Below are 24,050 nucleotides of genomic sequence, written 5' to 3'. Positions count from 1 at the left end.
AAAACATTGAAATATGAAAAAGATAAAACTACTTTCCATGTTGCTGCTGCTGGGATCAATGCTTGGCTGCAAGGATCAACTGGACGTAAAGAACCCCAACCAGCCAACCACAGGAAGCGCCAATTCAGAATCGGGGCTGATCAACCTGGCTCAGGGCGCGATATATGTGAACGGATTTCTAACCGTAAAGTATGGCGGATTTTATGGTGGGTTTTTTGGTGATCCTGTTGGTTATCATGAAATCATGGGGGATGTGATCGGCGCGGAAGCGGCCAATCAGCGGCTGAATGAGATAGGTGTAGCCAATTATGTGGTCCTCGATAATGGTACCAAAGTGATGAACCCCAATTCGCCAACCTTACAACCAGACATGCTACGGCAGGTCAATATCAATGCCAATGCAAGCGACAATCCGCTTTACTATGAATGGGCATATATGTACAGCCTCAACACCGGGGCCAATAATGTCCTGGCATTGGTAGACGCGACTACATTCACGGGAGATGCCGAGAGCAAGAAAAACGCGCTGAAAGCCTGGGCCTACTGGTGGAAAGGTTATGCGTACGGCCGGATCGGTTCTGTGTATTTCGCAGGAATTATCAACGATCAGCCTGTTGGGACCAATGATGTTTTTGTGAGCAAGGAAGCGATTATTGCAGAATCCAACGCCAACTACGACAAAGCAGCGGCAGCATTGAGCGCCGTGAGCAATGTTTCAGATTATTCGGCCATTATAGGCAAGATCATTCCTGCATTCTTTCAGGTTGGCAAAGGCGGGATACTCACGCCGGACATGTGGAAGCGGAACATCAACTCCATGAAAGCGCGTAATTTGCTGGTGAATACGACGGTGAAGGAAATGACCCCTGCACAGTGGACATCCATCGCTTCCCTTGCAAAAGATGGTATTACGGCTACGGATTATGTGTTTACAGCCAGATCCAATGAGACCAGCGATTTCATTTCTGCGACGGGCAGCACACCTTCCGCGCTGACTGTTGGTACGACCAAAACCAGCAACTTCAAAGTAAGCGAACGCCTCATACAGGATTTCAAAGCTGGTGATAAACGACTGGAAAATAACTTCGCTATTGAGGCTAATCCCTGGATCGGAAACAACGACCGTGGAAATATTTTTAACACCCGCTATGGTTTGATCGACGGCGGCAAAGGTCTTCCCGGTGTGGTTGTACTTGGAAGCAAGTCGGTGGGTGAATACGAATTTTACATGGCAGCCACTTATGAAGAAAACCAGCTTACCCTTGCCGAGGCGCTGATCAATACAGGTGACATTGAAGGTGGCTTGAAAATAATCGATGCAATCAGGACGCTTCAGGGCGCCGGTCTGGCTCCCGTGGCTGGCAAAGGCCTGACCCTGGCTGCTGCCAAAGAAGAATTAAGAAGCGAAAGAAGGGTCGTTTTACCATTCAGAGGTCTTGCCTTTTACGACGCAAGACGCTGGGGGATCATTGATGATGTTGCGACAGGAGGAGGCAGAAAAGGGGCTGTAGTGGTCGACAAAGCGGGTGTTGTGAGCAAGAATGCGACCATCAACTACAACTTCCTGGATTACTGGGATGTGCCGGCCAATGAACTGGCCTACAACAAGGCAGGAGCTGGGAGTGCTGCCGTTCAAAACCCGAAAGGATTATAGTTTTAGTAAATACGTGAATAGTTTAGAAACCCGGGCAGATCCATTTCCGCCCGGGCTTTTTTGCTTTTAAAATCCATCCGCTTTGATCTGCTTTTCAGTGATCTCGCCATACTTTTTGACCTGATCCCGAATCTCGCTCGCCTTGCCGATCATGACAAATTGCAGCTTGTCTTTCGGGAAGTAAGTGGCGATAATCTCCTTGGTTTTTTCGGTTGTAAGGCCGTCAACTTTCGCCTGGAATGTATTAATGAAACTTTCGTCAAAATTGTAAATGTGCATGTCAGTCAGCAGTCTCGCCAATGCGCCTGCCGACTCATATGCAGGTGGAAAACTGCCTTTGACATACGCTTTGGCCGATTTCAGGATTTCATCATTGATCCCGGTCTTGTGAAGACTATCCAAAACCTGCAATGCCATATCCACAGCCGGAACGGTCGTTGAATTTTTGGTAAAGGTACTGATAGCGAATGTTCCGGCAAATTTGTAACGCGTAAAGCCGCTTCTTGCGCCATAAGTAAGACCCGAATTCACCCTTAATGCGTCATTCAGCCAGGAAGTAAACCTACCGCCGAGAATGGTGTTGACAACCAGAACCGGCACGTAATCCGCTGAATTGTAATCAATTCCTTTTCCGCCAATTACAAATGTGGTTTCTCTCGCATCCGGCTTATCCACGAGCAGAACGCGGCTTTTGTCAAATTCGAGATCAGGCGCAATGCGTTTGACCATGCGGTAAGGCGCTGTTTTCCAGTTGCCAAACATGGCAGTCACTTTTTTCTTCATGTCGGCTGCTTTGAAGTCTCCTACAATTGCAATCGCGCCGCGTCCCGAAGTGTAATTGCTTTCGTAAAATGCCTTTGCGTCTGCTGCATTGAGCTTTTCAATGGTCGAGGGAGTGCCGCCGCCGGGCGTTGCATAGGGAAAGTTTTTGAACATGAACGCGTTTGCGTAATTGTTGATCACCGCGCGTGGACTCTCTTTTTCCTGCACCAATTCCTGAATCGTGCGTTGCTTGTGTTTGTCAAATTCAGTTTTGTCAAAAACAGGGTGCATCAGCACTTGTTGGATAATGTCAAACAGCTTTTCCTGATCTTTTGTAGCAAATGATGAAGTCAGCCCCGACATATCCTTGCCTGCATAAGTGTTAATGCTCGCGCCTACGAAATCGGTCATTTCCTCAATTTGAGGTTTCGTGTATTTTTCAGTGCCAAAAAGCAGTGCATCGGCTGTAATGCTGGCTAGTCCGTAACGCTCGCCATCATTGATTGAACCGGCGTCGAAAACGGCCGAAACATTGATCAATGGCACTTCATGCTGCTCCATCAGGAAAATGGTCAGGCCATTTTTGAGCGTGAACTTTTCGTAAGGTGGCACTTTAAAATTGTTTTGTGCCGAGGCCGAAAGCGTAAACAGCGCCATAAACACAAATAATATCTTTTTCATATTTCAAATTTTTGAATGAATGTCGAAGTGAAGCTATTTCGATTTTTCAGGAAGCAAGTAACCTACTGTGCGGTTGCGCTCCGTGAAATACTGTGCGGCAACGCGCTTAATGTCTTCCACAGTCACTTTTTTATACAAATCCGGTGCTTCGAACATTTTTTTATAATCTCCAAAAAACACATCATAACTGCCCAGACTATTAGCTTTGCCATTAATGGTTTCCAATGTGTGATAAAATTCCATGAGCTTCTGATTTTTCACTTTTTGCAGTTCCTCGTCTTTTACACCGGTTTTAATAATAAGATCAATCTGGTTATCAATTGCTTTTTCCAAATCAGGCGCGGTTACATTGCTTCCGGCGATGGCGTAAATGATGAATAAGCTTGGATCAAAACTCTGGTCGGTGAAGCTGGAAACATTCGTTGCCAATGTAGAATCCATCACCAGCGACTTGGTAAGGCGTGATGAATTTCCGGAGGTCAATAAGCTGCTCAGCAGGTCGAGCGCGTAATAATCTGCATGTTTGGTTTCTGGCACGTGATACGCCATCAGAATGTTTGGCGTGGCAATGTCCTTGTAAGCCGTAACCCTTCTTTCGCCATTTTGCTGCGGTTCAACCGTCCGGATTTTTGGCGGCAAACCTCTGGCCGGAATCGGCGCCATGTATTGATCCGCCATTTTTTTAACCTGTTCCAAAGTCACATCGCCAACCATCACAACCGTCGCATTATTGGGTGAATAATACGTTTTGAAATAATTTTCCAAATCTTGCTGCGTCCAGCTCTTAATGTCTGACTCAAAGCCGATGACAGGAAACATATAAGGGTGCTCCTGAAAAGCGACAGATTGCACAAGCTCGCCGATGAGCCTGTAATTGCTGTTTTCCAAACCCGTACTCCGCTCAGAAAGCACAACACCGCGTTCACTTTCCACCATTTTCGGGTCGATCGACAGGCTCGCAATGCGGTCGGATTCGAGTTTGAAAATGGGTTCCAATGCATCTTTTTGAAACCAGTCTGTGTAAACGGTTACATTCTCAGAAGTGTAAGCATTGTTTGAACCGCCGTTGGCTTCCATGAAACGGTCAAATTCTTTCGGGCCAAAGTTTTTGGAACCATTGAACATCATGTGCTCGAAGAAATGCGAGAGGCCCGTAATGCCGTGCACTTCATTGCGCGAGCCGACTTTCCAGAACAAATACATGTTGGCGTTGGGAATCGACTTGTCTTCCAGCACCAGGAATTTCATCCCGTTGGCCAATGTGAAAGTTTTCACATCTTCCGGCTTGGTTTGCGCAAAAGACATCCCGAAACCGGCCATCAGCGCCGCGGTTAGGAGTATTTTCTTTATCATTTGATTAAGCTTAATGAATTGATGTGTAATGATAGCAAACGGATTTAAATGTATCCACTACTTTTAAGGCTCAATGTCCTAATCCTTTAATTCTTTATGAAAAATAGCCTTTTTAGTCTGCTTACCCTGATTTCAAGTGTTGTATTTGTAAATGCGGCAGCGGCCGACAAACCTGCCAAGAAATTCAAGTTCAAGGTGATGACGTACAACATTCACCATTGCAATCCGCCGTCGGCCGGGGACAAAATTGATGTGGAAGCCATTGCCAAGGTCATTAATGCTGAAAAACCTGATTTCGTGGCTTTGCAGGAAGTTGACGTGAACACGGAACGCTCAGGAAAAGGGAAAAACCAGGCGCAGCAGCTTGCAGCATTAACGGGAATGAAATTCTATTTTTCCAAAGCGATTGACCATCAGGGCGGAGATTATGGCGTGGCCGTTTTGAGCAAATATCAAATCGAAGATTCTGTAAGATACGCATTGCCCATCCACGCCGACAAACCGGAAGAAAATCGCACAGTTGCAGCCATAACCGTAACATTGCCAAATAAGCAAAAAGTTGTTTTCGCCAGCACGCATTTAGGTTTGAAAGAGCCTAACCGCCTTTTACAAGCCGAAACGATCGTCGAAAAATTGGGCAAAACCGAACTTCCTATGATCCTCGCAGGCGATTTCAATGCCGTTCTTGAAAGTCCGGTAATCGCTTATTTCGACAAATATTTCACAAGAACCTGCTCCGACTGCAAGCCAACGATTCCCGTTGAAACGCCTAACAAAACAATCGATTTTATCATGTTCAAGCAAGGAAGCAGACTAAAAGCATCTGATACAAAGGTGATTGACGAAAAATACGCCTCCGATCATTTACCCGTTGTCGCCAGTTTCGAGATTGATTGATCCTTCATCTTTCAACCATTTCACACGCACAATGCGGCTTTGAACATTATGCTCTTTGAAGAAATGCTGCCAATGTAACTGCCTGGATGACAGGTGATCTGTTGGGGATTTTATTTCGATAAATGCATATTCTGTTTCATTCCAAACCAGTAAGTCGGGAAAGCCGCGCGTGTTTTCGCGCAGGTTTAACGCAATTTCCATCATGACTAAATGGATCTGCTCGGGAGTCAGAAGCGAAATTAGAACAGTCACTTTTTCCAACGCGCCTTCATACCAGGGCACAAGCACATTAGTAATGCCGTATTTTTCAATGTAAGTCTGCGTAACCAATTCCTGGATGATTTCCCTGGAATTTGCTGCTTTCAACCTTTCTTTGAGCTGATCGGCTCTTTTGTAATAAAAATCAGGAAGGAAAAAATCGGTTGGAACGCGTTGCAGCGGGTTGTGAATGGTCTGCACATTGGTGTCATAAATGGCGTCCCAAAACAGCAGTCCGAATAATGTTCGCCACGGCTCGTTTTCACTAAAAAATGCCTGATAACCGCGTTCTCTATAATAATGTATGGCGCCCAGCTCCACCTGGTAACGATACATAATGGGCACTTCAATCGCCTCCGCGGCTTTCAGCGCCTGTGTGGTGCGCTTGATGATGCGGCTTTTTTTATTTTTGATTCTTTCATAAAAATCCATGCTGAAATAACGCTCGTCTGCATTTTGCGGATTTTCAGCAATTTCTTCACAAAGCGCCAATGCTTCGTCTATTTCACCCAGGTTATAGAGCAGCCGTACGCGCCGCTCGCGAGCTGGAGCGTCGTTGGTAAGCTGGTAAATGCTCAATGCCTGCGACAACATTTTCTTGCGTTCGAGCCAGGCGCTTACACGCAAAATGAATGTGTTAAAGGAAGGAATTGCTTTCGGGCTTAATCCCGTTCCGCTGCCGACATGCCAGTTCATAAACCAGTCAAAAATGTCTTCTGGCGGCAGGTCTGTTTTCAAATCGTCAAAAGTTTCCTTCATCAGCGAAACCATCAGCGAATCGTCGACGTCTTTTCGGGTTTCAAACTGGATGGCCAAATGTTGTTCATCAAAGGAATTAAACCGCACATGGCCCAGATCCCGGATCACAAATTCGGTCATATCTGCATTCCGGTTTCCGAAAAACAAGAATTTCATTACCATTACTTCGGCTTCATAGGAAACCTTGACAACAGGCTCGTGCGCCGTGATGATCTCGCAAAGGGTTTTGAAATCATATTCATGCATCAGCCAGCGAACAAGATCCGGCTTTTTAATGCTTTTGGAAGGCATAATGTCCGGGCCGAGGATCTTGGTAAAAAGCAGATGTTCGGGCTTGGTAAAAAGCTCCATAATTTCCGAAAAGCGGACTTCATGCGAGTCGCATAATGACTCGATGAAATGCTTTTCAAAAAGCTCATTCAGCACAGCCGGAATGCCCCTAATTTCGGAATAGGAGAGGTTATTAACCCTGAAAAATGATTTGCTGCGGTTACTGAAACGGATGAATAGGCATTGCGCGTCCTCGGAAAGCGAGTCGTAATCGTTCAAAAACCGCGTCTCACTTTCATTTAAAACATGGGCATAACGCTTCCTGACAAATTCCAGGACATAGCCGAAATACTCATGATAATATTTGGGGGGAAGATCCGTCGGAAACTCGACATTCTGCACATATGGATTCGGAAGCACCTCGATAAAAACGGATTGTAAGAATTAGACTGTAAGATAAAGTTACCAAATTAATGGTTTTAAGCGGCTAAATATTATTGACTTTTTATGTCCTAATGCCGACTTATGAGTCAAAATGAAAATTTCGCCGTTTGTATTATTTTATTGAAAAATTGACAGTATAAATTGCATTATACCTATTACAAATGCTGTAAATTCTTAAATTCATAGTATATAATAAAGAAATTGGATTACATTTGCGGCCTATGGAAAACAATTTTACCTGCCCATGACAACATTAGATTCGTACGATTTTTCCGGCAAAAAAGCCTTAGTCCGCGTGGACTTCAACGTCCCGCTAAATGACAAGTTTGAGATCACGGACGACACCCGGATCAAAGCTACGATCCCGACTATCAGCAAGATTCTGAACGATGGAGGCGCCGTTATCCTAATGTCACATTTGGGACGCCCGAAGGATGGGCCGACCGAAAAGTATTCTCTAAAACACCTGGTTAACCCGCTGTCTTTGATTCTTGGCAAAACGGTGAAGTTTGCCGATGACAGCATTGGCGCCAGCGCGACGGAACTTGCCGCGTCATTGAAACCAGGCGAAGTTTTGCTTTTGGAAAACCTGCGCTTTTATAAGGAAGAGGAAAAAGGCGACGAAGCTTTTGCTGAAAAGCTTTCAAAACTGGGTGATGTGTGGGTGATGGACGCTTTTGGAACGGCGCATCGTGCACACGCTTCCACGGCTGTAATCGGGAAATTTTTCCAGGATAAAGTTTGTGGTTACGTAATGCAGGCAGAGCTTGATAATGCTGAACGACTTTTGGAACATTCTGAAAGACCATTCACAGCAATTATGGGCGGTGCTAAAATTTCAGATAAGATTTTGATCATCGAGCGTCTGATTGACACGGTGGATAACCTGATCATTGGAGGCGGAATGTCTTATACATTTTCAAAAGCACAAGGTGGAAACATTGGTCAGTCACTGTTAGAGGCTGATAAGCAGGAGCTCACTTTGGAATTGGTTAAAAAAGCGAAGGAAAAAGGAGTGAATTTGATCCTGCCGGTTGACACAGTGATTGCAGATAAATTCAGCAATGACGCAGAGCGCAAAATCGTTAGTGCGGGTGAAATTCCCGACGATTGGCAGGGATTGGACATTGGTCCTGAAACAATCAAGATTTTCTCAGAAGTTATCAAAAATTCTAAAACTGTGCTTTGGAACGGTCCAATGGGTGTTTTTGAATTCCCTAACTTTGCGCAAGGAACCAATGCAATCGCCGAATCAGTCGTTGCTGTGACTGAGGAAAACGACGCATTTTCTTTGATTGGGGGTGGCGATTCAGCATCTGCGATCAACAATGCAGGTTATGGAGACCGCGTTAGTTATGTTTCAACAGGCGGCGGCGCATTGCTTGAATATATGGAAGGCAAAGTGCTTCCAGGCGTTGCAGCATTAGAGGCTTAATTTTCGATTCTTTTTACGGTTTTGTATAAATAAGAAAACCATCCCGCAAGCTGCGGGATGGTTTTTCTGCATAACAAACCTAACTAATTTATGAACACGGGCCTCGAACGGCTGGCAATGAAGGCCGCGCCGCCTTGGCCGGAATTCCTGACTAACTTCCGCCGTTTGCACGTTTCTGAAGATCGTCAGATCCCGTGTTGCGCTGGCGGGCGCCTTTTACATTTTGATTACCAAAATTGTAAGTAAATGTCAGTCTGAACTGACGGCTCGGCCATTCGGACTTCACTTTGAAATCAATGTCTTTATAAATCGCCGTTCCGTTGAACCGGTTGGTCCAGAAAATGTCGTTTACATTCAAACGAATTGTTCCTTTTTTGCTCAAAATGTTTTTCTGTAAACCTGCGTTAAGCATGCCCATTGGTTTCGCAGCATACAATCCGTAAAACGCTCTGCTGTTATACCATCCTGAAAGCTCAGCGGACCATCCTTTGCCCAAAGTGAATTGGTTGCTCGCATACATATTCCACGAAGCTTGCTTGATTTCAAGCTGCTGATCAAGGTAAATTGAGTTGTAGGCGTTGTAGACTCCGGTGAAATTTGCTTGCATCGTCCACCATTTTGCAAATGTTACTGGGAAAGAAACGGTTAAGCTCACATTGTCCTGATTATCAAGGTTATCCGATGTTACAAATGTCTTGTTCTCGGAAGCAATCTGCTGCGGAAGCTCATCAGCGATCATGTCTTTGATGCGGCTGTAAGCAAGTGTCGTGTTGATTTTGCTTTTGTAAACGTGTACTAGCTGGAAGGAATTCGTGTATTGCGGTTTCAAATTTGGGTTGCCGCGTTGGAATGTGTAAGGATCAAGATAAAACTCGAACGGGTTGAGTGACTGGTAATTAGGACGATCAATGCGGCGGCTGTAAGAAAGGTTCAGGACATTGTTGGTGTCAAGGTTTTGAGACAAGAAAACGCTTGGGAACAGATTTACATAATTCCGGTCACGTTTTTGGTTCAATGTCACCGAGTTACCAATGGAATGTGTGTGCTCGCCACGAAATCCAAGCTGATATTTCAGATTTTTGGTAATGCTCCCGTTGTAATTCACATAAGCGGCATTTACGTTTTCCGTATATTTAAAACGGTTCGAACGTGTTGGGTCGAGCACCCAGTCATCTGTTTTGGTCTCAAAAATCATGTCATTGTCGGAAGCCACAAAACTTGTTTTTAAGCCGGTTTCGAACTTTCCTTTTCCCAGTGGCTGTGCGTAGTCAAGCTTTGCAACGCCGATGTTAATGTCAGAAGGCATATTATTTCTGACCGTCTCACGCGTATTTTCCTCTTGTCCCTGCGGATTGAAATAACGCGTATCGAGATTGCTTTTTTTAGAGCCGCTGTAATTGACATAATCCACATCAAAGGTCAGTTCCTTGCCTTTATCGTTGAATTGGTGTTTCAAATTGGCGTTTGCGCTCACATTATTCATTGTCCCGCCATTGAAAACATCCGTTCTGAATGTGCGTTGCAGGCTGAGATCTTCGTTCAGGATTCTTGTGTTCGTTTGCCCGAATGGGTTACTCCAATTATTGTAAAACCCTGAAACCAGCACACCAACCGTTGTTTTCTCCGTTGCGAAGTAATCGACACCCGCGCGAACATTGTAATATTGAGACTTATTGGTTCGCTCCGTTTTTTGATCAAAAATGGTAACCTTGTTTTCAAACGGGATTTTTCTGTAAATGTCGTTGTTGTTAAAACCTTTGTTTAGAAAAACGCCTCCACTGATGAATGAACTCAGTTTTCCAGCGCGGTGATTGATCGTCGCAGTTGCATTGGAACGTCCGTAGCGTGCATATGCTGCGCCGAGGTTGATGTTGCCGTTCGTGCCGTAATTCTTATTGCGTTTCATCTTAATGTTGATGATCCCGGAGTTTCCAGCTGCGTCGTATTTAGCGGATGGATTGGTGATCAGCTCGATTTTTTCAATGTTGTCGCTTGGCGTGTTGCGTAGGAGGGTGATGAGTTCTTGTTGAGATAAAAAAGTCTGTTTTCCGTCAATCTGAACAATTACTCCTTCCTTTCCACGGAGTTTGAGCTGTTCATTTTGCTGGTCAACGGTTACGCCCGGGGCACGTTCCAGAACTTCCAGTGCAGTTGCTCCGGCAGAAACAATGCTGTTTTCGACATTCACAACCGTGCGGTCAATCTGTTGTTCGATGAATGGTTTTTTGGCAACGACAGTCACTTCGTTCAAAGCCTGTGTGTCCGTTTTCAATGTTATGGTGGGGAGATTTACAACGTCGTCGTTAACAGAGAAGGTTGCGCTGTAACTTTTTTGGTAACCGACCATGGACACCAATGTGAGAAATTTACCACTCGAAATTTGGTCAAAAAGATATTTTCCGCTTTCATCGGCAGCAAGTCCTTTTACCAAAGTTGAGTCGCTCGCCTTTAATAATAAAACATTGACGAACGGAAATGGCTGAGACTTTTCGTCCAAAATGGCTCCGGATACTTTTCCCTTGCCGGAAGGACTGGAAGCCGTCTGTGCCTGCACAAAAGTTCCAGCAAGTAGCAATGCTACAGTTAGGTGAGTTAAAAATTTCATGGCTAATAGATTATGTTCAATGTCCGGGTTTCGGGATCGTTACATTCCCTTCCGGTACATTGTAAAAGTAAGTACTTTGTATAACATAGAACCTTAGATTACACAAGTGGTTTTTATGTTATTTAAGCGGATAGCGTGTACCTGACTTCCGTTCGATAGATACAAAGGGAAGAAACAAAGTTGCACGGAGGGCTAAAAAAAGTTTAAGTGGTAAAATGCCGATATGAGTGACGAACGGGCATAAAAAAAAACCGCCTTGTGAAAAGCGGCTTTCAAATTCTATATTAAGTTCTTACGATCAGGCAAGCTTAACATTAATCGCGTTAAGGCCTTTACGTCCTTCTTGTAAGTCAAAAGTAACGTCGTCATTTTCGCGAACTTCGTCAACAAGACCGGAGATGTGTACAAAATAATCCTGTCCTGTTTCTGTGTCTTTAATAAACCCGTAACCTTTTGAGTCATTAAAGAATTTAACTGTTCCTTGATTCATATTAATTATATATTGTAAAATTTAGGTAAAGGTAACTAGAAGACGGCGTTTGTACAAGTCGACATTGAAAAAATTAAAATTCGGCAAACTGCAAGGCATTCAGCCGCTTGTTCAATGATTGAATCCGGTTTTTTGATTTGGGTCAATCTCCCTACATTTGCGTTTTAGATAGCATTTATATATGACTGAGCAAATTCTGATTTTAGATTTTGGTTCGCAATACACCCAGTTGATAGCACGTCGTGTTCGTGAGCTTAATGTTTATTGTGAAATCCACCCTTACAACAATTTCCCCGATCTCACTCCTAATATCAAAGGTGTTATTCTTTCAGGAAGCCCCTGCTCTGTGCGCGATACGACTGCGCCAAGAATAGATTTAGATCAGTTTCGTAAAGTTGTTCCCGTTTTGGGGGTTTGCTATGGTGCACAGTTGATGGCGCAGGAACTTGGCGGTGACGTAAAACCTTCACAACACCGTGAATATGGCCGCGCCCGTCTGGTTATTGACGATACAGATTCTTCTTTGCTTGCCGGCCTGTCCGAGTCATCCCAGGTGTGGATGTCGCATGGTGACACCATTGTACAAGCTCCCGCGAACTTTCATATCATTGCTTCGACCGAAACAGTAAAAGTTGCTGCTTTCAAAATCGAGAATGAGCTTACTTACGGCATTCAATTCCACCCGGAAGTAACACATACAACTGAGGGTAAAAAGCTGATGTACAACTTTGTAGCCAAAATTTGTGGTTGCAAACAGGATTGGACAGCAGAATCTTTTGTAGAGCAAACGATTAATGCGCTTCGCAAAAAGCTTGGCAACGATAAGGTTGTCATGGCGCTTTCGGGCGGTGTGGATTCCACGGTCGCTGCGACATTGGTTCATCAAGCGATAGGCTCAAATTTGTATTGCATATTTGTTGATAACGGACTTTTGCGCAAGGATGAGTTTGAGCAAGTGCTTCATTCTTACCAGGATATGGGGCTCAATATCAAAGGCGTTGATTCTAAATCGCATTTTTATCAATCATTGGACGGACTATCGGAGCCAGAAGCAAAGCGCAAAGCAATTGGCAGATCATTTATTGATATTTTCGATCAGGAAGCACATTTGATCGAAGACGTGAAATGGCTTGGGCAGGGAACAATTTATCCGGATGTAATTGAATCTGTTTCCATTAACGGACCTTCCGCGACCATTAAATCGCACCATAATGTGGGTGGTTTGCCTGATTTTATGAAACTCAAAATCGTCGAGCCGCTTAATACATTGTTTAAAGATGAGGTTAGGGCTGTTGGACGGACGCTTGGCATTGACGAAAAAATATTAGGTCGTCACCCATTCCCGGGTCCCGGGCTTGCGATTCGTATTCTGGGAGAAATAACGTCTGAAAAAGTGGCGATTTTGCAGGAAGTGGATGCAATTTTTATCGGAGGACTTCGGAAGTGGAATTTATATAAAGATGTTTGGCAGGCAGGCGCAATGCTTTTGCCGGTTCAGAGCGTTGGCGTAATGGGCGACGAGCGGACTTATGAAAGCGTTGTTGCGCTTCGCGCTGTAACTTCTGTTGACGGGATGACTGCTGACTGGGCACATTTGCCTTACGAGTTCCTTGCAGAAGTTTCCAATGACATTATTAATAAAGTGAAAGGCGTCAACCGCGTTGTTTACGATATTTCTTCGAAGCCACCGGCAACCATTGAATGGGAATGATATGACACAAAAAAAGCGGACAGTGTCCGCTTTTTTAATATCGCTCTCAGCAAATCAGGATCGCCCGACTCCGCGGCTGATAAGGCTCAATACAAATAACACGAGAAATACGAAGAAAAGAATTTTAGCAATTCCTGCTGCTCCGGCAGCGATTCCGCCAAAACCAAGCACTCCGGCTATAATTGCTACGATCAGAAAAATGATAGTCCATCTAAGCATAATTGACAAAAGGTTAAGTTCATGAATGAATTATGAAATGATATTTACCAATTATGTGCCAAAAGCTAGCGCCGCCTAAAATGCGGTTGAATGTAAGCCTGTCCGTCAAATTCAAAGAAAAGTGATCATTTTTATGTGGAGAATGATGCCCAAATTTCCGATTATTAGCTAGTCGCTTTAATATAAGTTTCAAGCACACGTTTAATCAACAGAAACAAGGGCAATCCTGATCATCAAACAAACTGTTTTTTGCAACCTAACCATCTTAAAAAAGTACGCATGAAGTTTAATTTTATCGTGTTGTTCGCTATCATTAGTTTGAATGTTTCAGCACAAAGTGATCGTTGGCAACAACGCGCAAAGTATCAAATGGATGTTGATTTTGACGCAACAAAACACCAGTATAAAGGCACACAAAAGCTGATTTACAGCAACAATTCGCCCGACACGCTGCACAAGGTGTTTTATCATTTATATCTTAATGCATTCCAGCCGGGAAGTCAGATGGACGTTCGTTCGAGGACGATCAGCGATCCGGACCCGCGTGTAAAAGATCGGATTGCAAAATTAACTCCTTCTGAAATTGGCTACGAGAAGGTTTTGTCATTAAAACACAATGGAAAGCCTGTCAAATACGAAGTCGTCGGGACGATCCTGGAAGTGACTTTAAATGAAAAAATCCTTCCGAAAACGCAGCATACATTCGAGATGGTTTTCGAAGCGCAGGTTCCGATCCAGATCCGGAGAACCGGCCGCGACAACTCCGAAGGGATTGACTATTCGATGGCGCAATGGTATCCTAAAATGAGTGAATATGACTATGAAGGATGGCATGCTAACCCTTACATTGCCAGGGAGTTTTACGGGATTTGGGGTGATTTCGATGTCAAGATTACATTGGATGCTTCGTATGTCGTGGCAGCAACAGGTTATTTGCAAAATCCTGACAAAATAGGCCACGGTTATTCTAAAAATGTGGTGACGCATAAGCCGGGCGAAAAAATCACCTGGCATTTCCTCGCACCCGAAGTGCATGATTTCGTGTGGGCAGCGGATCGCGATTACCAACACGATGTCGTGAAAGTGGATGACAATCTGGATCTGCATTTTTTCTATCAAACAGACACATTGGCAAACGTTTGGAAGGAAATGGAGCCGCTTGCCGTGCGTTGTTTCAAGATAATGAATGAGAAGTTTGGGCGTTATCCTTACAAGCAATATTCTGTCATTCAAGGCGGCGACGGCGGCATGGAATATGCCATGGCAACACTCATCATGGGCCGCCAGAATTTAGGCGGATTGGTAGGAGTAACCGTTCATGAATCCATTCACAGCTGGTTTCAGCACGTTTTGGGGACAAATGAATCCAAATATTCATGGATGGACGAAGGCTTCACAACTTACGCGCAAAACATTGTCATGGCCGAATTGTTCCCCTCCAAAAATGATCCGCAGCGAAGCAGCACTGTCAGTTACCGCAATCTTGCAAAGTCCGGAATTGAAGAGCCCCTTACAACCCACGCTGATCATTACAACACAAACCGTGCTTACAGCATTGCCAGTTATTCCAAAGGCGCTGTCTTCCTGAATCAGCTTGGTTATGTCATTGGTAAACAGAAGCTTGAAACAGGCATGAAGCGATATTTTAATGAATGGAAATTCAAGCATCCGAACCCAACCGATTTGAAAAGAATCATGGAAAAAGAGTCTGGTTTGGAATTGGACTGGTATTGGGAGGATTTTGTAGGAACAACCAAAACGATTGATTACGGCATCAAAGAAGTCGTTTCTGATGGAGCAAAAACCGCGGTTGTTTTGACAAAAATAGGACAAATGCCTATGCCGTTGGATGTTGTAGTAAGTTACAAGGACGGCACTCAGGAAAACTTCAACATTCCATTAGAGATCATGCGCGGCGAAAAATCTGAGCAAATATATTCCAAAACAACATTTTTGACCGACTGGGGCTGGACTTACCCCGAATACACATTCTCAATTGACCGCAACCTGGCAGACATCGAACGCATCGTCATCGACCCAAGCCAAAGAATGGCCGACATTGACCCAGATAATAATGCGTATCCGTCAATAACGAAGGAGTTGCCTAGGTTTCGGGCAGAGAAAGTCAGGTAAGATTACCTCCCAAACTTAATAGAAGTCCCCACGCGCCAGCCCATTTTTATGAAGTGGCTGCCGTGGAATTGGGCGACGGCTTCGAGGCGGATTACGCGTAGAATATTGTCGATGCCATAAACAACCTCCGAGTAATTGCGGATTGTCGGTGCTCTCAGATAATGCAATTGCAATGTTTCTGAAATGCCGGTGATCCGCAATGCTTCTATCCGGGTAAGGGCAAACCGCTGCAAAGTCCAGATTGCGTGCGCCTGAAAAAACCAGGATTTGGTGCTATATCCATAATAGGACAGCATTCGAAACTGATCGGGTGGATATGCATATTGAAAGAAAAACTCATTTCCCATAAAATGCCGGTAATCGGGAAAATACATTTGTTTGCGGCTTAGAAAACTGCCTCCGTTCACATAATATTCCAGATTACTCCTCGGCCCCAGATTTAAATCTTGCCTGACCGTTCCTTGCAACATAGAGTAATCAACATCGCCTGCAATGCCAACTCCTCTTTTATAATTGACGCTGAAAGATGGCCCCTTGCTCCTTAAATAACGTTTTTCACCGTTCCGTATCAAATATCTGCGCCACGGACGCAGCGTTGCAGTCAGATCTAGGGTCATGGCGTCATGTTCAGGGAATCCGGTGTTTGCCAGTTCCTTGTTAATCGGCCGGTTGGGCGTAAAGCTGTATTGGCTCCAAAAAAAGATAGGCCGCGCACTTTCCTGATTGAAAAGTTCTTTTCTGTGCTCATACTCAACCGCTGCATTGAAACTCAGCACATCGACGACATTGCGAATTGAGAATTCTGCTCTTCCAAACTGCTTTTGATAAAGCTTCATGAAGTTGCGGTCAAAAAACCGGGCACCAATGCTGTTGGGCAACGCAGGAATCGGGTTGTTATTATTAATCTGGCTGGCCATCTCTCCACCCGTAAGCACCAGATTCCAGTTATTATTTCCGATGGCCGTTTCGAGCTGGCCATAAAGGCGTTTCCGGCCAAATGAATAACGAACCAGCGGACTTACCCGAAATTGATAGGATTTCCCCCAGCGCTTTTGCCATTCCGTCACAAGGTTGATTGCATTTCCTTCGACGGTGTTATAAGTGATGGACAGGATCGGACTTTTGAAATAAAAAGTCGCACGATCTCCAATGGAATAAGTGTTGCCAGTGAGCAAATGCAACGGCTTGAAAGTCAATGAATCAGGTCGTGTTTTTTCTCTGATTGAATCTTTAACAACCTTAATGCTATCCTGCAAAACATAACTGCTCACTTCCGACTTGGTTAGTGGAATCGGGCGCAATGCTTGCCAATAAGTCGTGTCGCGTTTGTTGGCCATGGAATCAATGACGATGGAATCCTGTCGGACGAGGCGGTCGCTGTTGCCTTGCTGCTTATTTTCCTTTTTCTGCTCTTTTTCATATTCCTTTGTCAGCTTCCGAAAGTTTTTAGTAGAAAATTCCTTTTGATCCTGGATCAATTTTTCCAAATCTTTTTTGCGATTGGAACCATCCGCAGGCTTTTCTTTTTTGTGATCAACAATGACAATGTCTTCTTTCAACCCCGGGTCCACATCGAGCTTTTGATAAGTCAGTGAAACCAGATATCGAAATTCACCGGCAAAGCCAAGATAACTCCCGTCAATGCGAAACTGCTGATTAACAGGGATCCAGATGTTTTGAACAGGACTGAAAATCTGCTTGGCCGAAATGTTTAGCCCGCTGGTTGTAGTTTGTAAATCATAGCTGTGAATGGCCCAGCGATCTTCCAGAATGAACAGACTTCCCTTAAAAACGCCCTCGCCATAAGCCTTTGGAATAACCTTGATTTTGTTGACCAATTGTCCCTGATCTTCAAAATAACCTTCGTATTCAAATTTGTAATAAGCGAATGCCCTTGGCGAAAGCGGCGAAATTGTCCCGGCAATTTCCGGGCTATACAGACTTGCTAGAATGTATTCATTAGGAGATGGAATGCTGTTATCGAGACTGTTGCGCGTAGAAATAATCTTCTGTGTGTAACTCGCCGGTCGGCGATATTTTATTTCTGCAACACTCTCATTCAGAATAGCTTTTCCCTCCTGAATGCCCTCTTTTTTGAGCCGACGTTCTACGAGATATGGAATTTTTGTAGGCAATGCCGTGCTTCTGGAATATACTTTGGCCGTGTATCCTCGTAATTGCAATTGATGGAAACGCGCTTTGGCAATGGCTCGTCGCATGATGCTGTATGCAGGATCTTCCTTTCCTTTTCCGATGGTCGCTTCCTGCAAGTTGAGCGCCTGCTCTTCCAGAACGACATTCAGTTCGGTAAAATCATTGCCAACGGTGATGTTTTTGGAGACACTTTTGAAGCCAAGATATTGAAAAATGATTTCGTAATTTCCAGGCGAAAGGCTGAATTCATAAGCGCCTTCTTCATTGGCCATGGTGCCGTTGCTCGTTCCTGTTACTGCGATTCCAGCATACGGGAGCGCTTCACCTTTTCCTGTTGATATGCGTCCTTTGATTCCACCAGCATTTAATTGAGAATGTAATCCAATACAAATCAATAGGAACAACAAAGGGCGCATAGAGGTGTTAGGTTGTCATTTATTTGCAATAAGCACAAATTTGAACAAATTACTGTTTGTCCTGCTTACTCCGCTATATAACCGTACCAATGCTGTAATGCACAAAAAAAGCAGCGAACGAGTCAAGTCGAACACTGCTTTACATTTTATTTTGTTGATTGTCAATCACATTGCCCATCCACTGTGCAATTGGCACCGTCGGCAAGTGACACGAGACGTTCGGGGTTAGCCTTTTCCCATTCAGAAAACGATTTTTCCAATGCGCCTAAAAATGTTTCTGGTTGCTGTGCGCCCGAAACGGCATATTTTCGGTCTAGAACGAAGAACGGAACACCGCGCGCACCGACTTGCTGCGCTTCATAAATGTCATTCCGAACCTGGTCGCTAAACTGAGTTCCTTCCAGGACTGACCTCAATTCAGCTGTGTCAAGCCCAATTGCTGAACCCAATTCAAGCAAAGTTTCTTTATCAGCTGTATTTTTTCCGTCTGTAAAATAGGCTTTGAACAATTGTTCCTCCGCCTCGTCGCCTTTTCCCTTCGTTTTGGCATATTGCACAAACCGGTGTGCGTCAAACGAATTGGCAACCACAGCTTTATCCATGTTGTATTCCAAACCAACTTCCGCAGCAATGGACGTTACATGGTCATTCATTTGCTCGGCATATTCCGGTGACCAGCCTTTCACTTCTGCTAAATATTCATTAATGCTCTTCCCAGGCTGCGTTTTCATCGCGGGATTAAGCTGAAAACTTTTCCATTCAATCTGAATCTTTTCTTTTTGAGGGAATTGCTCCAATGCAGTTTCAAACTTCCTCTTGCCGATGTAGCAAAACGGGCACATTACATCACTCCATATTTCAACTTTCATGATTTCAAATTGGTTTAATTCAAATAATAACAATGCTGTTCAAAGCCGCCTTTTTCTCACTTATATCGAGATAAAAAGCTCCTCGCGCGATCTCCTAACCTTCTTGGCTTTGGCCAAACCATCATTCTCGGCATCGCGATAACCGAGCGTCATGATGACAACACTTTTTAAACCTTTTTCGGTCAGGCCCAGAATTTCGTCCAGTTTCTCATTGTTGAAACCTTCCATAGGCGTCGCATCCACGTGTTCGGTCGCGGCTGCAACCAATGCATGCCCCAGCGCAATGTACGCCTGACGCGCTGCCCAGTTGAAATTTCCTTCCTCAGAACGGCTCTGTACACTGTTAGTGACGTTCTCCTGAAATTTGGCAAGGGAATCGACAGAAATGCCACGAGTCGTCGCGATCAGATTCATGTATTCCGTAATTTGTTCTGCTGTCACTTTATCCCAGGCAGCGAAAACGAGTAAGTGAGAAGCGTACGGAATTTGTGGTTGCGGAGCGGCTTCTTTGAATATTTTGTCCTTCGTTTCCTGGTCAGCAATCACCACGATTTTGTAGGGTTGCAGGCCAGCCGACGATGGTGATAACTTGATGGCTTCCAATATGGTATCCAATTTTTCTTGCGGAATAGCCTGTCCATTCATCCGTTTAGTAGCATATCTCCAGTTAAGATCTTCTATGAGGTTATTCATGTCAATTTTTTTGTTAATTTCGATATGCAAACTTATATAAATAAACTATACATTTGTAAGTACTATACCAAAAGATAGTGAAATAAGTTCAAAATGGAAACGACAGAATCACCAATTAAAAGCGGAAAAAGGGTGCATACGCAAGATGTTTGCACGAAAAGTATGTTGCCAGTTCAGGATGCATTGGAAGTGTTGAGCGGAAAGTGGAAGTTGCCGATCATTGTCTCGCTGATATTTGGAAACAAGCGTTTTTCCCAAATCGCGAAAGAAATTCCGGGCATTACTGACAAGATGTTGTCAAAAGAATTGAGAGATCTTGAAGCCAATTGTCTTGTCAAAAGATCAGTCTACGACTCCATCCCGGTAGTCGTCGAATACACCCTGACCGATTACGGCAAAACCCTCATGCCCGTCATTGACGTGCTAAGAAACTGGGGCGAAGCGCACCGCAATCGGATTATGAGTTTGTGAGGGGAGTGCCCACAAAAAAAGCAACCCTCGCAGGTTGCTTTTCCTCTACCAATCAAGAGCAAAAAAATTACCCCAATTGATTAATGCAGTTTAAATCCTCAAATGCAAGTTTCAGGCGTTGGATCATGCTTTCTTCGCCTTTGCGTAGCCATACACGTGGGTCGTAGTATTTCTTGTTTGGCGAATCGGGGCCATTCGGGTTACCCAACTGCGTCTGCAAGAAGCCTTCGTTTTCTTTGTAGTATTTCAAAAGTCCTTCCCAGGTTGACCATTGCATATCGGTGTCAATGTTCATTTTGATCGCACCGTATTCAATCGCTTCGCGGATCTCTTCGCGTGAAGAGCCTGATCCTCCGTGGAATACGAAGTTAACCGGCAACTCGGCCGTGCCAAATTTTTCCTGGATGAATTGCTGCGAATTGCGAAGGATTTTCGGTTCAAGCTTCACATTACCAGGCTTATAAACGCCATGAACATTTCCGAATGCTGCTGCAATCGTGAAGTTTGGAGAGATTTTGGAGAGTTCTTCGTAAGCGTAAGCAACTTCTTCCGGCTGTGTATAAAGTTTCGAGCTATCCACATCGCTGTTATCCACGCCATCTTCCTCGCCACCCGTAACACCAAGCTCAATTTCAAGTGTCATGCCGATTTTCGCCATGCGCTCGAAATATTTTGAGGAAATTTCAATGTTTTCTTCAATCGGCTCTTCCGAAAGATCCAACATATGCGAGCTGTACAATGGAATGCCGTGCTGATCGAAATAACGCTCGCCTGCATCCAGAAGACCGTCGATCCACGGAAGCAATTTTTTTGCGCAATGGTCTGTGTGCAAAATTACGGGAATGCCGTAAAGCGCAGCCATTTGGTGCACGTGCATGGCACCCGAAATTCCACCTGCGATCGCAGCTTGCTGATCCGTGTTTGAAAGACTTTTTCCAGCATAAAATATCGCACCGCCATTCGAGAATTGAATGATTACGGGGCTGTTAACCGCTTTGGCAGTTTCAAGAACTGCATTTACTGAGTTGGTTCCTACCACGTTAACCGCCGGAAGGGCATAGTTATTTTCGTTGGCGTGGCGGAAAATTTCGCTAACTCCGTCACCGGTTACAACACCGGGCGCAAAGCGTTTTGTAGTTTCGCTCATAGTAATAAAGAATATTTTTTCAAGAATAAATTTTACAATTCTTTTATACAAAAAGAACTGTGCGGGAATCGCTGCAAGTTAGGTATTTTAGAGAAAATGGAGGAAATATCAATGGTATATTATGGATTGTGACGAAGATTAATCTATTCATAATCGTTTTGGCGCAATCTGCGTATCTTTGAATTTGCCGCCATTTGTGGGCATGATTGTGTTACCAAAGAATTGTTGATGAATTCCAAACTTACCAGAACGATCCTCCTTGCCCTTGCACTCGGCTTTTTTGTGGTGTGGGTGCTTGAATTTCGCAGGACGACCATGTTTGAAAGTTATTGGCTGCTGTTGCTGAGCATTATGAGTTTACTCGTTTTTCAGTTCAACCGTTTGAAAGCGTCATTACTTGCCAAAAAAGAAGCCGAAATGAAAGTTGAGATAAAAAAGAATAAGCCTGTTAAATCTTCCAAAAAATGAGCATGCTATTCCTGGGTTTAACGGTTGTGTTTTTTATCCTGGCGGGTTATTATGGCGCCGTGCGATCGGTTTTGCTCGATATTTCTGTCGACCGTTACTCATTGCGTCACGAGAAATCTGAGGAGGTTTTTCAGACATTATACTGGCGCCGCGTGCTGCGCATGATTCGTTTGCTGACCATTGCAATGGGCTGTTTTTTGGCGGTTGCTACGTTTTACCCGGTGCTTTTGGTGGATCTTGGCGTTCACGAAGGTGCATTGGTTGCCGGAATGTTTGCCGTGCTGATCGTCGTTTGGATGGCCAGTTATTCGAGCTGGGTCAGGATCGGACGCGCGTTTCCCAAAATATTAGATCTTTCTACATTCCCCGTTCGCTTCGCAGAATGGGTCATAACGCCACTTTACTGGGTTGTTGAGCCATTTGTAAAGGAAAATATCTTGTCGCCCTCTTTGCGTGACGATGCTATTTCTGCCGACGATCCCGATTTCGACGATCACAGCATTGAAGAACGAATGTTTATCAACGCATTGGATTTCAAGGATTTGCGGATTCGCGACTGTATGATTCCACGAACAGAAATTTCCGCTGTTAATGTGAATGCGAGTATTGAAGATTTAAGAACTGCATTCCTGACAAGCGGCCATTCCAAAATCATTGTCCACCGTGAATCCGTGGATGAAGTCCTAGGTTATTGCCATGCCTTGTCCCTTTTCAAAAAACCAAAAGAGATCAGTAACATCATTACACCGATCCTGATAGTGCCCGAAGCAATGCCAGCCAGTGACTTAATGCTTCGTTTTTTGGAAGAAAGAAGAAGTCTTGCATTGGTTGTGGACGAATTTGGCGGGACGTCAGGACTGGTCAGTGTGGAAGATGTTGTCGAGCAAATTTTTGGAGAAATCCAGGATGAATATGACTCCACAGAAGACTGGACCGAGCGGAAACTGGACGACGATACTTACATTCTCAGCGCGCGTCACGAGCTTGATTATTTGAACGAAAAGTATGGCTGGGAACTTCCTGAGGGTGATTACGACACATTGGCCGGCATGTTAATCGACACGTTTGGCGACTTGCCCGAAGTGAATGAAACCGTGAGCATTCCCCCATATGCGTTCCAGGTCGTTTCCATGCAGGACACACGCATCGAACTCGTAAGATTAACGATTGAGGAAAGAGAAAAGAAAGCAGAAAAGAGTGATCAGACTAAAAAAGGAAATAGGCAACCAAATGAAAATTAGGACATTAAGGAGCATTCTGTTAGCAAGCGTATTTTTTTTACCCAATCTCTTATCAGCGCAACAAACAAATTTCAAAAGCGAGTTAGAGCGCATTACAAAGCAAATTGACGGCATTACAGGCGTTGCAGTCCTGAATTTACAAACCAAGGAAACGACCGTCCTAAACCCGGATCACAAGTTTCCAATGCTGAGCACATTCAAGTTTCCTATCGCAATGGCCGTTCTGGATCAAGTGGATAAGGGAAAAGTTTCATTAAACCAGCCTTATCACCTCACAAAACAGGACATTCAGTTAAAAACTTACAGCCCACTAAGGGACAAATATCCAGATGGAAACGTCGATTTAACCATTGCTGACTTGCTTGCCAGCATGGTTTCACTAAGCGATAACATTGCTTGCGACGTTCTCTTCCGATTGATGGGCGGGATCAAACCTGTTGAGGATTATGTGCATGGTTTGGGCGTAAAAGACATTGCGATTGTGGCCAACGAAGAGCAAATGGGGCAGGATTGGAATGTTCAATATACAAATTGGTGCAAGCCCGGCGCAATGTTGCAGTTGCTCGATATTTTTTACAAGGGAAAGAATCTTTCCAAAACCAGTCATGATTTTTTGACCAAAATCATGATCGATGGCCCGACAGGATTAAACCGGATCAAGGGGCAATTGCCCAAAGAGGCGGTTGTAGCGCACAAGACCGGCACATCCGGAACCAATGATAAAGGCCTTATGGCGGCGGTCAATGACGTTGGCGTCGTCAAAATGCCCAATGGCGAAAGTTTCGCGATTGTGTTATTTGTCTCAAATTCAACCGCCGGACTGCAAGCAATTGAAACGGTTATGGCGCAGGTTTCCAAGGCAGCATTCGACCATTATGCAGCAAAATAAATAGGTTTTGTGGCGGCCTTTATCTATTCAA

At 44.4% G+C, this 24,050-nt stretch carries 19 protein-coding genes; 9 read left to right on the top strand and 10 right to left on the bottom strand.

Going from position 1 to position 24,050, the window contains the following annotated elements; all coding sequences use genetic code 11:
- Nucleotides 1–13: 13 nt before the first annotated feature.
- The gene (locus LZG73_RS03700; protein ID WP_233846235.1) at nucleotides 14–1,654 is read left to right on the top strand and encodes a RagB/SusD family nutrient uptake outer membrane protein; all 1,641 of its coding nucleotides are present in this window, start codon (nucleotides 14–16) and stop codon (nucleotides 1,652–1,654) included.
- Between the two features lie 66 nt (nucleotides 1,655–1,720).
- Here the strand turns inward: LZG73_RS03700 and LZG73_RS03695 are convergent, their stop codons facing one another.
- On the bottom strand, nucleotides 1,721–3,097 hold the full coding sequence (locus LZG73_RS03695) for a pitrilysin family protein (RefSeq protein ID WP_233846233.1): 1,377 nt from the start codon (nucleotides 3,095–3,097) through the stop codon (nucleotides 1,721–1,723).
- Nucleotides 3,098–3,130: 33 nt separating this feature from the next.
- Nucleotides 3,131–4,450, bottom strand: a complete 1,320-nt coding sequence (locus LZG73_RS03690; RefSeq protein ID WP_233846232.1) for a pitrilysin family protein — start codon at nucleotides 4,448–4,450, stop codon at nucleotides 3,131–3,133.
- 96 nt (nucleotides 4,451–4,546) lie between these two features.
- Between LZG73_RS03690 and LZG73_RS03685 the strand changes: the two genes are divergently transcribed.
- Entirely contained in the window at nucleotides 4,547–5,347 is an 801-nt protein-coding gene (locus LZG73_RS03685; protein ID WP_233846231.1) for an endonuclease/exonuclease/phosphatase family protein, read from the top strand.
- Here the strand turns inward: LZG73_RS03685 and LZG73_RS03680 are convergent.
- On the bottom strand, nucleotides 5,315–7,054 hold the full coding sequence (locus tag LZG73_RS03680; protein WP_233846230.1) for a VRR-NUC domain-containing protein: 1,740 nt from the start codon (nucleotides 7,052–7,054) through the stop codon (nucleotides 5,315–5,317). The two genes, LZG73_RS03685 and LZG73_RS03680, sit on opposite strands and share 33 nt — an antisense overlap.
- Before the next feature lie 268 nt (nucleotides 7,055–7,322).
- On the opposite strand from LZG73_RS03680, the gene LZG73_RS03675 reads away from it, so the two are divergent.
- A complete protein-coding gene (locus LZG73_RS03675; protein WP_233846229.1) occupies nucleotides 7,323–8,513 on the top strand; it encodes a phosphoglycerate kinase in 1,191 nt (396 codons plus the stop codon).
- 151 nt (nucleotides 8,514–8,664) lie between these two features.
- On the opposite strand, the gene LZG73_RS03670 is transcribed toward LZG73_RS03675, so the two are convergent.
- The gene (locus tag LZG73_RS03670) at nucleotides 8,665–11,118 is read right to left on the bottom strand and encodes a TonB-dependent receptor domain-containing protein (protein ID WP_233846228.1); all 2,454 of its coding nucleotides are present in this window, start codon (nucleotides 11,116–11,118) and stop codon (nucleotides 8,665–8,667) included.
- 298 nt (nucleotides 11,119–11,416) lie between these two features.
- Nucleotides 11,417–11,608 (bottom strand): cold-shock protein, encoded by a 192-nt coding sequence (locus LZG73_RS03665; RefSeq protein ID WP_026628253.1) that lies wholly within the window; start codon nucleotides 11,606–11,608, stop codon nucleotides 11,417–11,419.
- A gap of 181 nt (nucleotides 11,609–11,789) precedes the next feature.
- Between LZG73_RS03665 and guaA the strand changes: the two genes are divergently transcribed.
- Nucleotides 11,790–13,319 carry a glutamine-hydrolyzing GMP synthase gene (gene guaA / locus LZG73_RS03660; protein WP_233846227.1) on the top strand — a complete coding sequence of 510 codons (1,530 nt, stop codon included), beginning with the start codon at nucleotides 11,790–11,792 and terminating at the stop codon, nucleotides 13,317–13,319.
- Nucleotides 13,320–13,373: 54 nt separating this feature from the next.
- Here the strand turns inward: guaA and LZG73_RS03655 are convergent, their stop codons facing one another.
- Nucleotides 13,374–13,538: a DUF1328 family protein gene (locus LZG73_RS03655; RefSeq protein WP_233846226.1), complete on the bottom strand. Its 165-nt coding sequence runs from the start codon at nucleotides 13,536–13,538 to the stop codon at nucleotides 13,374–13,376.
- A gap of 279 nt (nucleotides 13,539–13,817) precedes the next feature.
- Between LZG73_RS03655 and LZG73_RS03650 the strand changes: the two genes are divergently transcribed.
- Complete coding sequence (locus tag LZG73_RS03650; protein ID WP_233846224.1) at nucleotides 13,818–15,671, top strand: M1 family metallopeptidase; 1,854 nt, start codon at nucleotides 13,818–13,820, stop codon at nucleotides 15,669–15,671.
- 2 nt (nucleotides 15,672–15,673) lie between these two features.
- Here the strand turns inward: LZG73_RS03650 and LZG73_RS03645 are convergent, their stop codons facing one another.
- The 3 genes from LZG73_RS03645 to LZG73_RS03635 form a co-directional block, all read right to left on the bottom strand.
- The gene (locus tag LZG73_RS03645) at nucleotides 15,674–18,241 is read right to left on the bottom strand and encodes a DUF5686 and carboxypeptidase regulatory-like domain-containing protein (RefSeq protein ID WP_233846222.1); all 2,568 of its coding nucleotides are present in this window, start codon (nucleotides 18,239–18,241) and stop codon (nucleotides 15,674–15,676) included.
- A 161-nt stretch (nucleotides 18,242–18,402) separates the two neighbouring features.
- Nucleotides 18,403–19,110 carry a DsbA family protein gene (locus LZG73_RS03640; protein WP_233846220.1) on the bottom strand — a complete coding sequence of 236 codons (708 nt, stop codon included), beginning with the start codon at nucleotides 19,108–19,110 and terminating at the stop codon, nucleotides 18,403–18,405.
- Nucleotides 19,111–19,170: 60 nt separating this feature from the next.
- Complete coding sequence (locus LZG73_RS03635) at nucleotides 19,171–19,803, bottom strand: NAD(P)H-dependent oxidoreductase (RefSeq protein ID WP_233846219.1); 633 nt, start codon at nucleotides 19,801–19,803, stop codon at nucleotides 19,171–19,173.
- Between the two features lie 93 nt (nucleotides 19,804–19,896).
- Here LZG73_RS03635 and LZG73_RS03630 point away from each other — a divergent pair, with 93 nt between their 5' ends.
- The gene (locus tag LZG73_RS03630) at nucleotides 19,897–20,274 is read left to right on the top strand and encodes a helix-turn-helix domain-containing protein (RefSeq protein ID WP_233846218.1); all 378 of its coding nucleotides are present in this window, start codon (nucleotides 19,897–19,899) and stop codon (nucleotides 20,272–20,274) included.
- Nucleotides 20,275–20,341: 67 nt separating this feature from the next.
- Here LZG73_RS03630 and fbaA read toward each other — a convergent pair whose 3' ends face one another.
- Nucleotides 20,342–21,421 carry a class II fructose-bisphosphate aldolase gene (gene fbaA / locus LZG73_RS03625; protein WP_233846217.1) on the bottom strand — a complete coding sequence of 360 codons (1,080 nt, stop codon included), beginning with the start codon at nucleotides 21,419–21,421 and terminating at the stop codon, nucleotides 20,342–20,344.
- Nucleotides 21,422–21,649: 228 nt separating this feature from the next.
- Here fbaA and LZG73_RS03620 point away from each other — a divergent pair, with 228 nt between their 5' ends.
- The 3 genes from LZG73_RS03620 to bla are packed head-to-tail and all read left to right on the top strand — an operon-like array spanning nucleotide 21,650 to nucleotide 24,019.
- Entirely contained in the window at nucleotides 21,650–21,889 is a 240-nt protein-coding gene (locus LZG73_RS03620; RefSeq protein ID WP_233846216.1) for a hypothetical protein, read from the top strand.
- Nucleotides 21,886–23,130, top strand: a complete 1,245-nt coding sequence (locus tag LZG73_RS03615; protein WP_233846215.1) for a hemolysin family protein — start codon at nucleotides 21,886–21,888, stop codon at nucleotides 23,128–23,130. Before LZG73_RS03620 ends, LZG73_RS03615 begins: the two co-directional genes overlap by 4 nt.
- Nucleotides 23,120–24,019 carry a class A beta-lactamase, subclass A2 gene (gene bla / locus LZG73_RS03610; protein WP_233846214.1) on the top strand — a complete coding sequence of 300 codons (900 nt, stop codon included), beginning with the start codon at nucleotides 23,120–23,122 and terminating at the stop codon, nucleotides 24,017–24,019. Before LZG73_RS03615 ends, bla begins: the two co-directional genes overlap by 11 nt.
- Nucleotides 24,020–24,050: the final 31 nt, after the last annotated feature.

It is taken from the genome of Dyadobacter sp. CY326, assembly GCF_021390515.1.
Taxonomy (GTDB): Bacteria; Bacteroidota; Bacteroidia; order Cytophagales; family Spirosomataceae; genus Dyadobacter.
The sequence above is the reverse complement of the archived record's forward strand: the minus strand, read 5'-3'. Positions and strand labels throughout refer to the sequence as shown.

What these genes read in the sequence shown, in the direction of transcription:
- LZG73_RS03700 (WP_233846235.1), top strand. Translation starts at nt 14, where the DNA reads ATGAAAAAGATAAAACTACTTTCCATGTTGCTGCTGCTGGGATCAATG.
- LZG73_RS03695 (WP_233846233.1), bottom strand. Translation starts at nt 3,097, where the DNA reads ATGAAAAAGATATTATTTGTGTTTATGGCGCTGTTTACGCTTTCGGCC.
- LZG73_RS03690 (WP_233846232.1), bottom strand. Translation starts at nt 4,450, where the DNA reads ATGATAAAGAAAATACTCCTAACCGCGGCGCTGATGGCCGGTTTCGGG.
- LZG73_RS03685 (WP_233846231.1), top strand. Translation starts at nt 4,547, where the DNA reads ATGAAAAATAGCCTTTTTAGTCTGCTTACCCTGATTTCAAGTGTTGTA.
- LZG73_RS03675 (WP_233846229.1), top strand. Translation starts at nt 7,323, where the DNA reads ATGACAACATTAGATTCGTACGATTTTTCCGGCAAAAAAGCCTTAGTC.
- LZG73_RS03670 (WP_233846228.1), bottom strand. Translation starts at nt 11,118, where the DNA reads ATGAAATTTTTAACTCACCTAACTGTAGCATTGCTACTTGCTGGAACT.
- LZG73_RS03665 (WP_026628253.1), bottom strand. Translation starts at nt 11,608, where the DNA reads ATGAATCAAGGAACAGTTAAATTCTTTAATGACTCAAAAGGTTACGGG.
- guaA (WP_233846227.1), top strand. Translation starts at nt 11,790, where the DNA reads ATGACTGAGCAAATTCTGATTTTAGATTTTGGTTCGCAATACACCCAG.
- LZG73_RS03655 (WP_233846226.1), bottom strand. Translation starts at nt 13,538, where the DNA reads ATGCTTAGATGGACTATCATTTTTCTGATCGTAGCAATTATAGCCGGA.
- LZG73_RS03650 (WP_233846224.1), top strand. Translation starts at nt 13,818, where the DNA reads ATGAAGTTTAATTTTATCGTGTTGTTCGCTATCATTAGTTTGAATGTT.
- LZG73_RS03645 (WP_233846222.1), bottom strand. Translation starts at nt 18,241, where the DNA reads ATGCGCCCTTTGTTGTTCCTATTGATTTGTATTGGATTACATTCTCAA.
- LZG73_RS03640 (WP_233846220.1), bottom strand. Translation starts at nt 19,110, where the DNA reads ATGAAAGTTGAAATATGGAGTGATGTAATGTGCCCGTTTTGCTACATC.
- LZG73_RS03635 (WP_233846219.1), bottom strand. Translation starts at nt 19,803, where the DNA reads ATGAATAACCTCATAGAAGATCTTAACTGGAGATATGCTACTAAACGG.
- LZG73_RS03630 (WP_233846218.1), top strand. Translation starts at nt 19,897, where the DNA reads ATGGAAACGACAGAATCACCAATTAAAAGCGGAAAAAGGGTGCATACG.
- fbaA (WP_233846217.1), bottom strand. Translation starts at nt 21,421, where the DNA reads ATGAGCGAAACTACAAAACGCTTTGCGCCCGGTGTTGTAACCGGTGAC.
- LZG73_RS03620 (WP_233846216.1), top strand. Translation starts at nt 21,650, where the DNA reads ATGAATTCCAAACTTACCAGAACGATCCTCCTTGCCCTTGCACTCGGC.
- LZG73_RS03615 (WP_233846215.1), top strand. Translation starts at nt 21,886, where the DNA reads ATGAGCATGCTATTCCTGGGTTTAACGGTTGTGTTTTTTATCCTGGCG.
- bla (WP_233846214.1), top strand. Translation starts at nt 23,120, where the DNA reads ATGAAAATTAGGACATTAAGGAGCATTCTGTTAGCAAGCGTATTTTTT.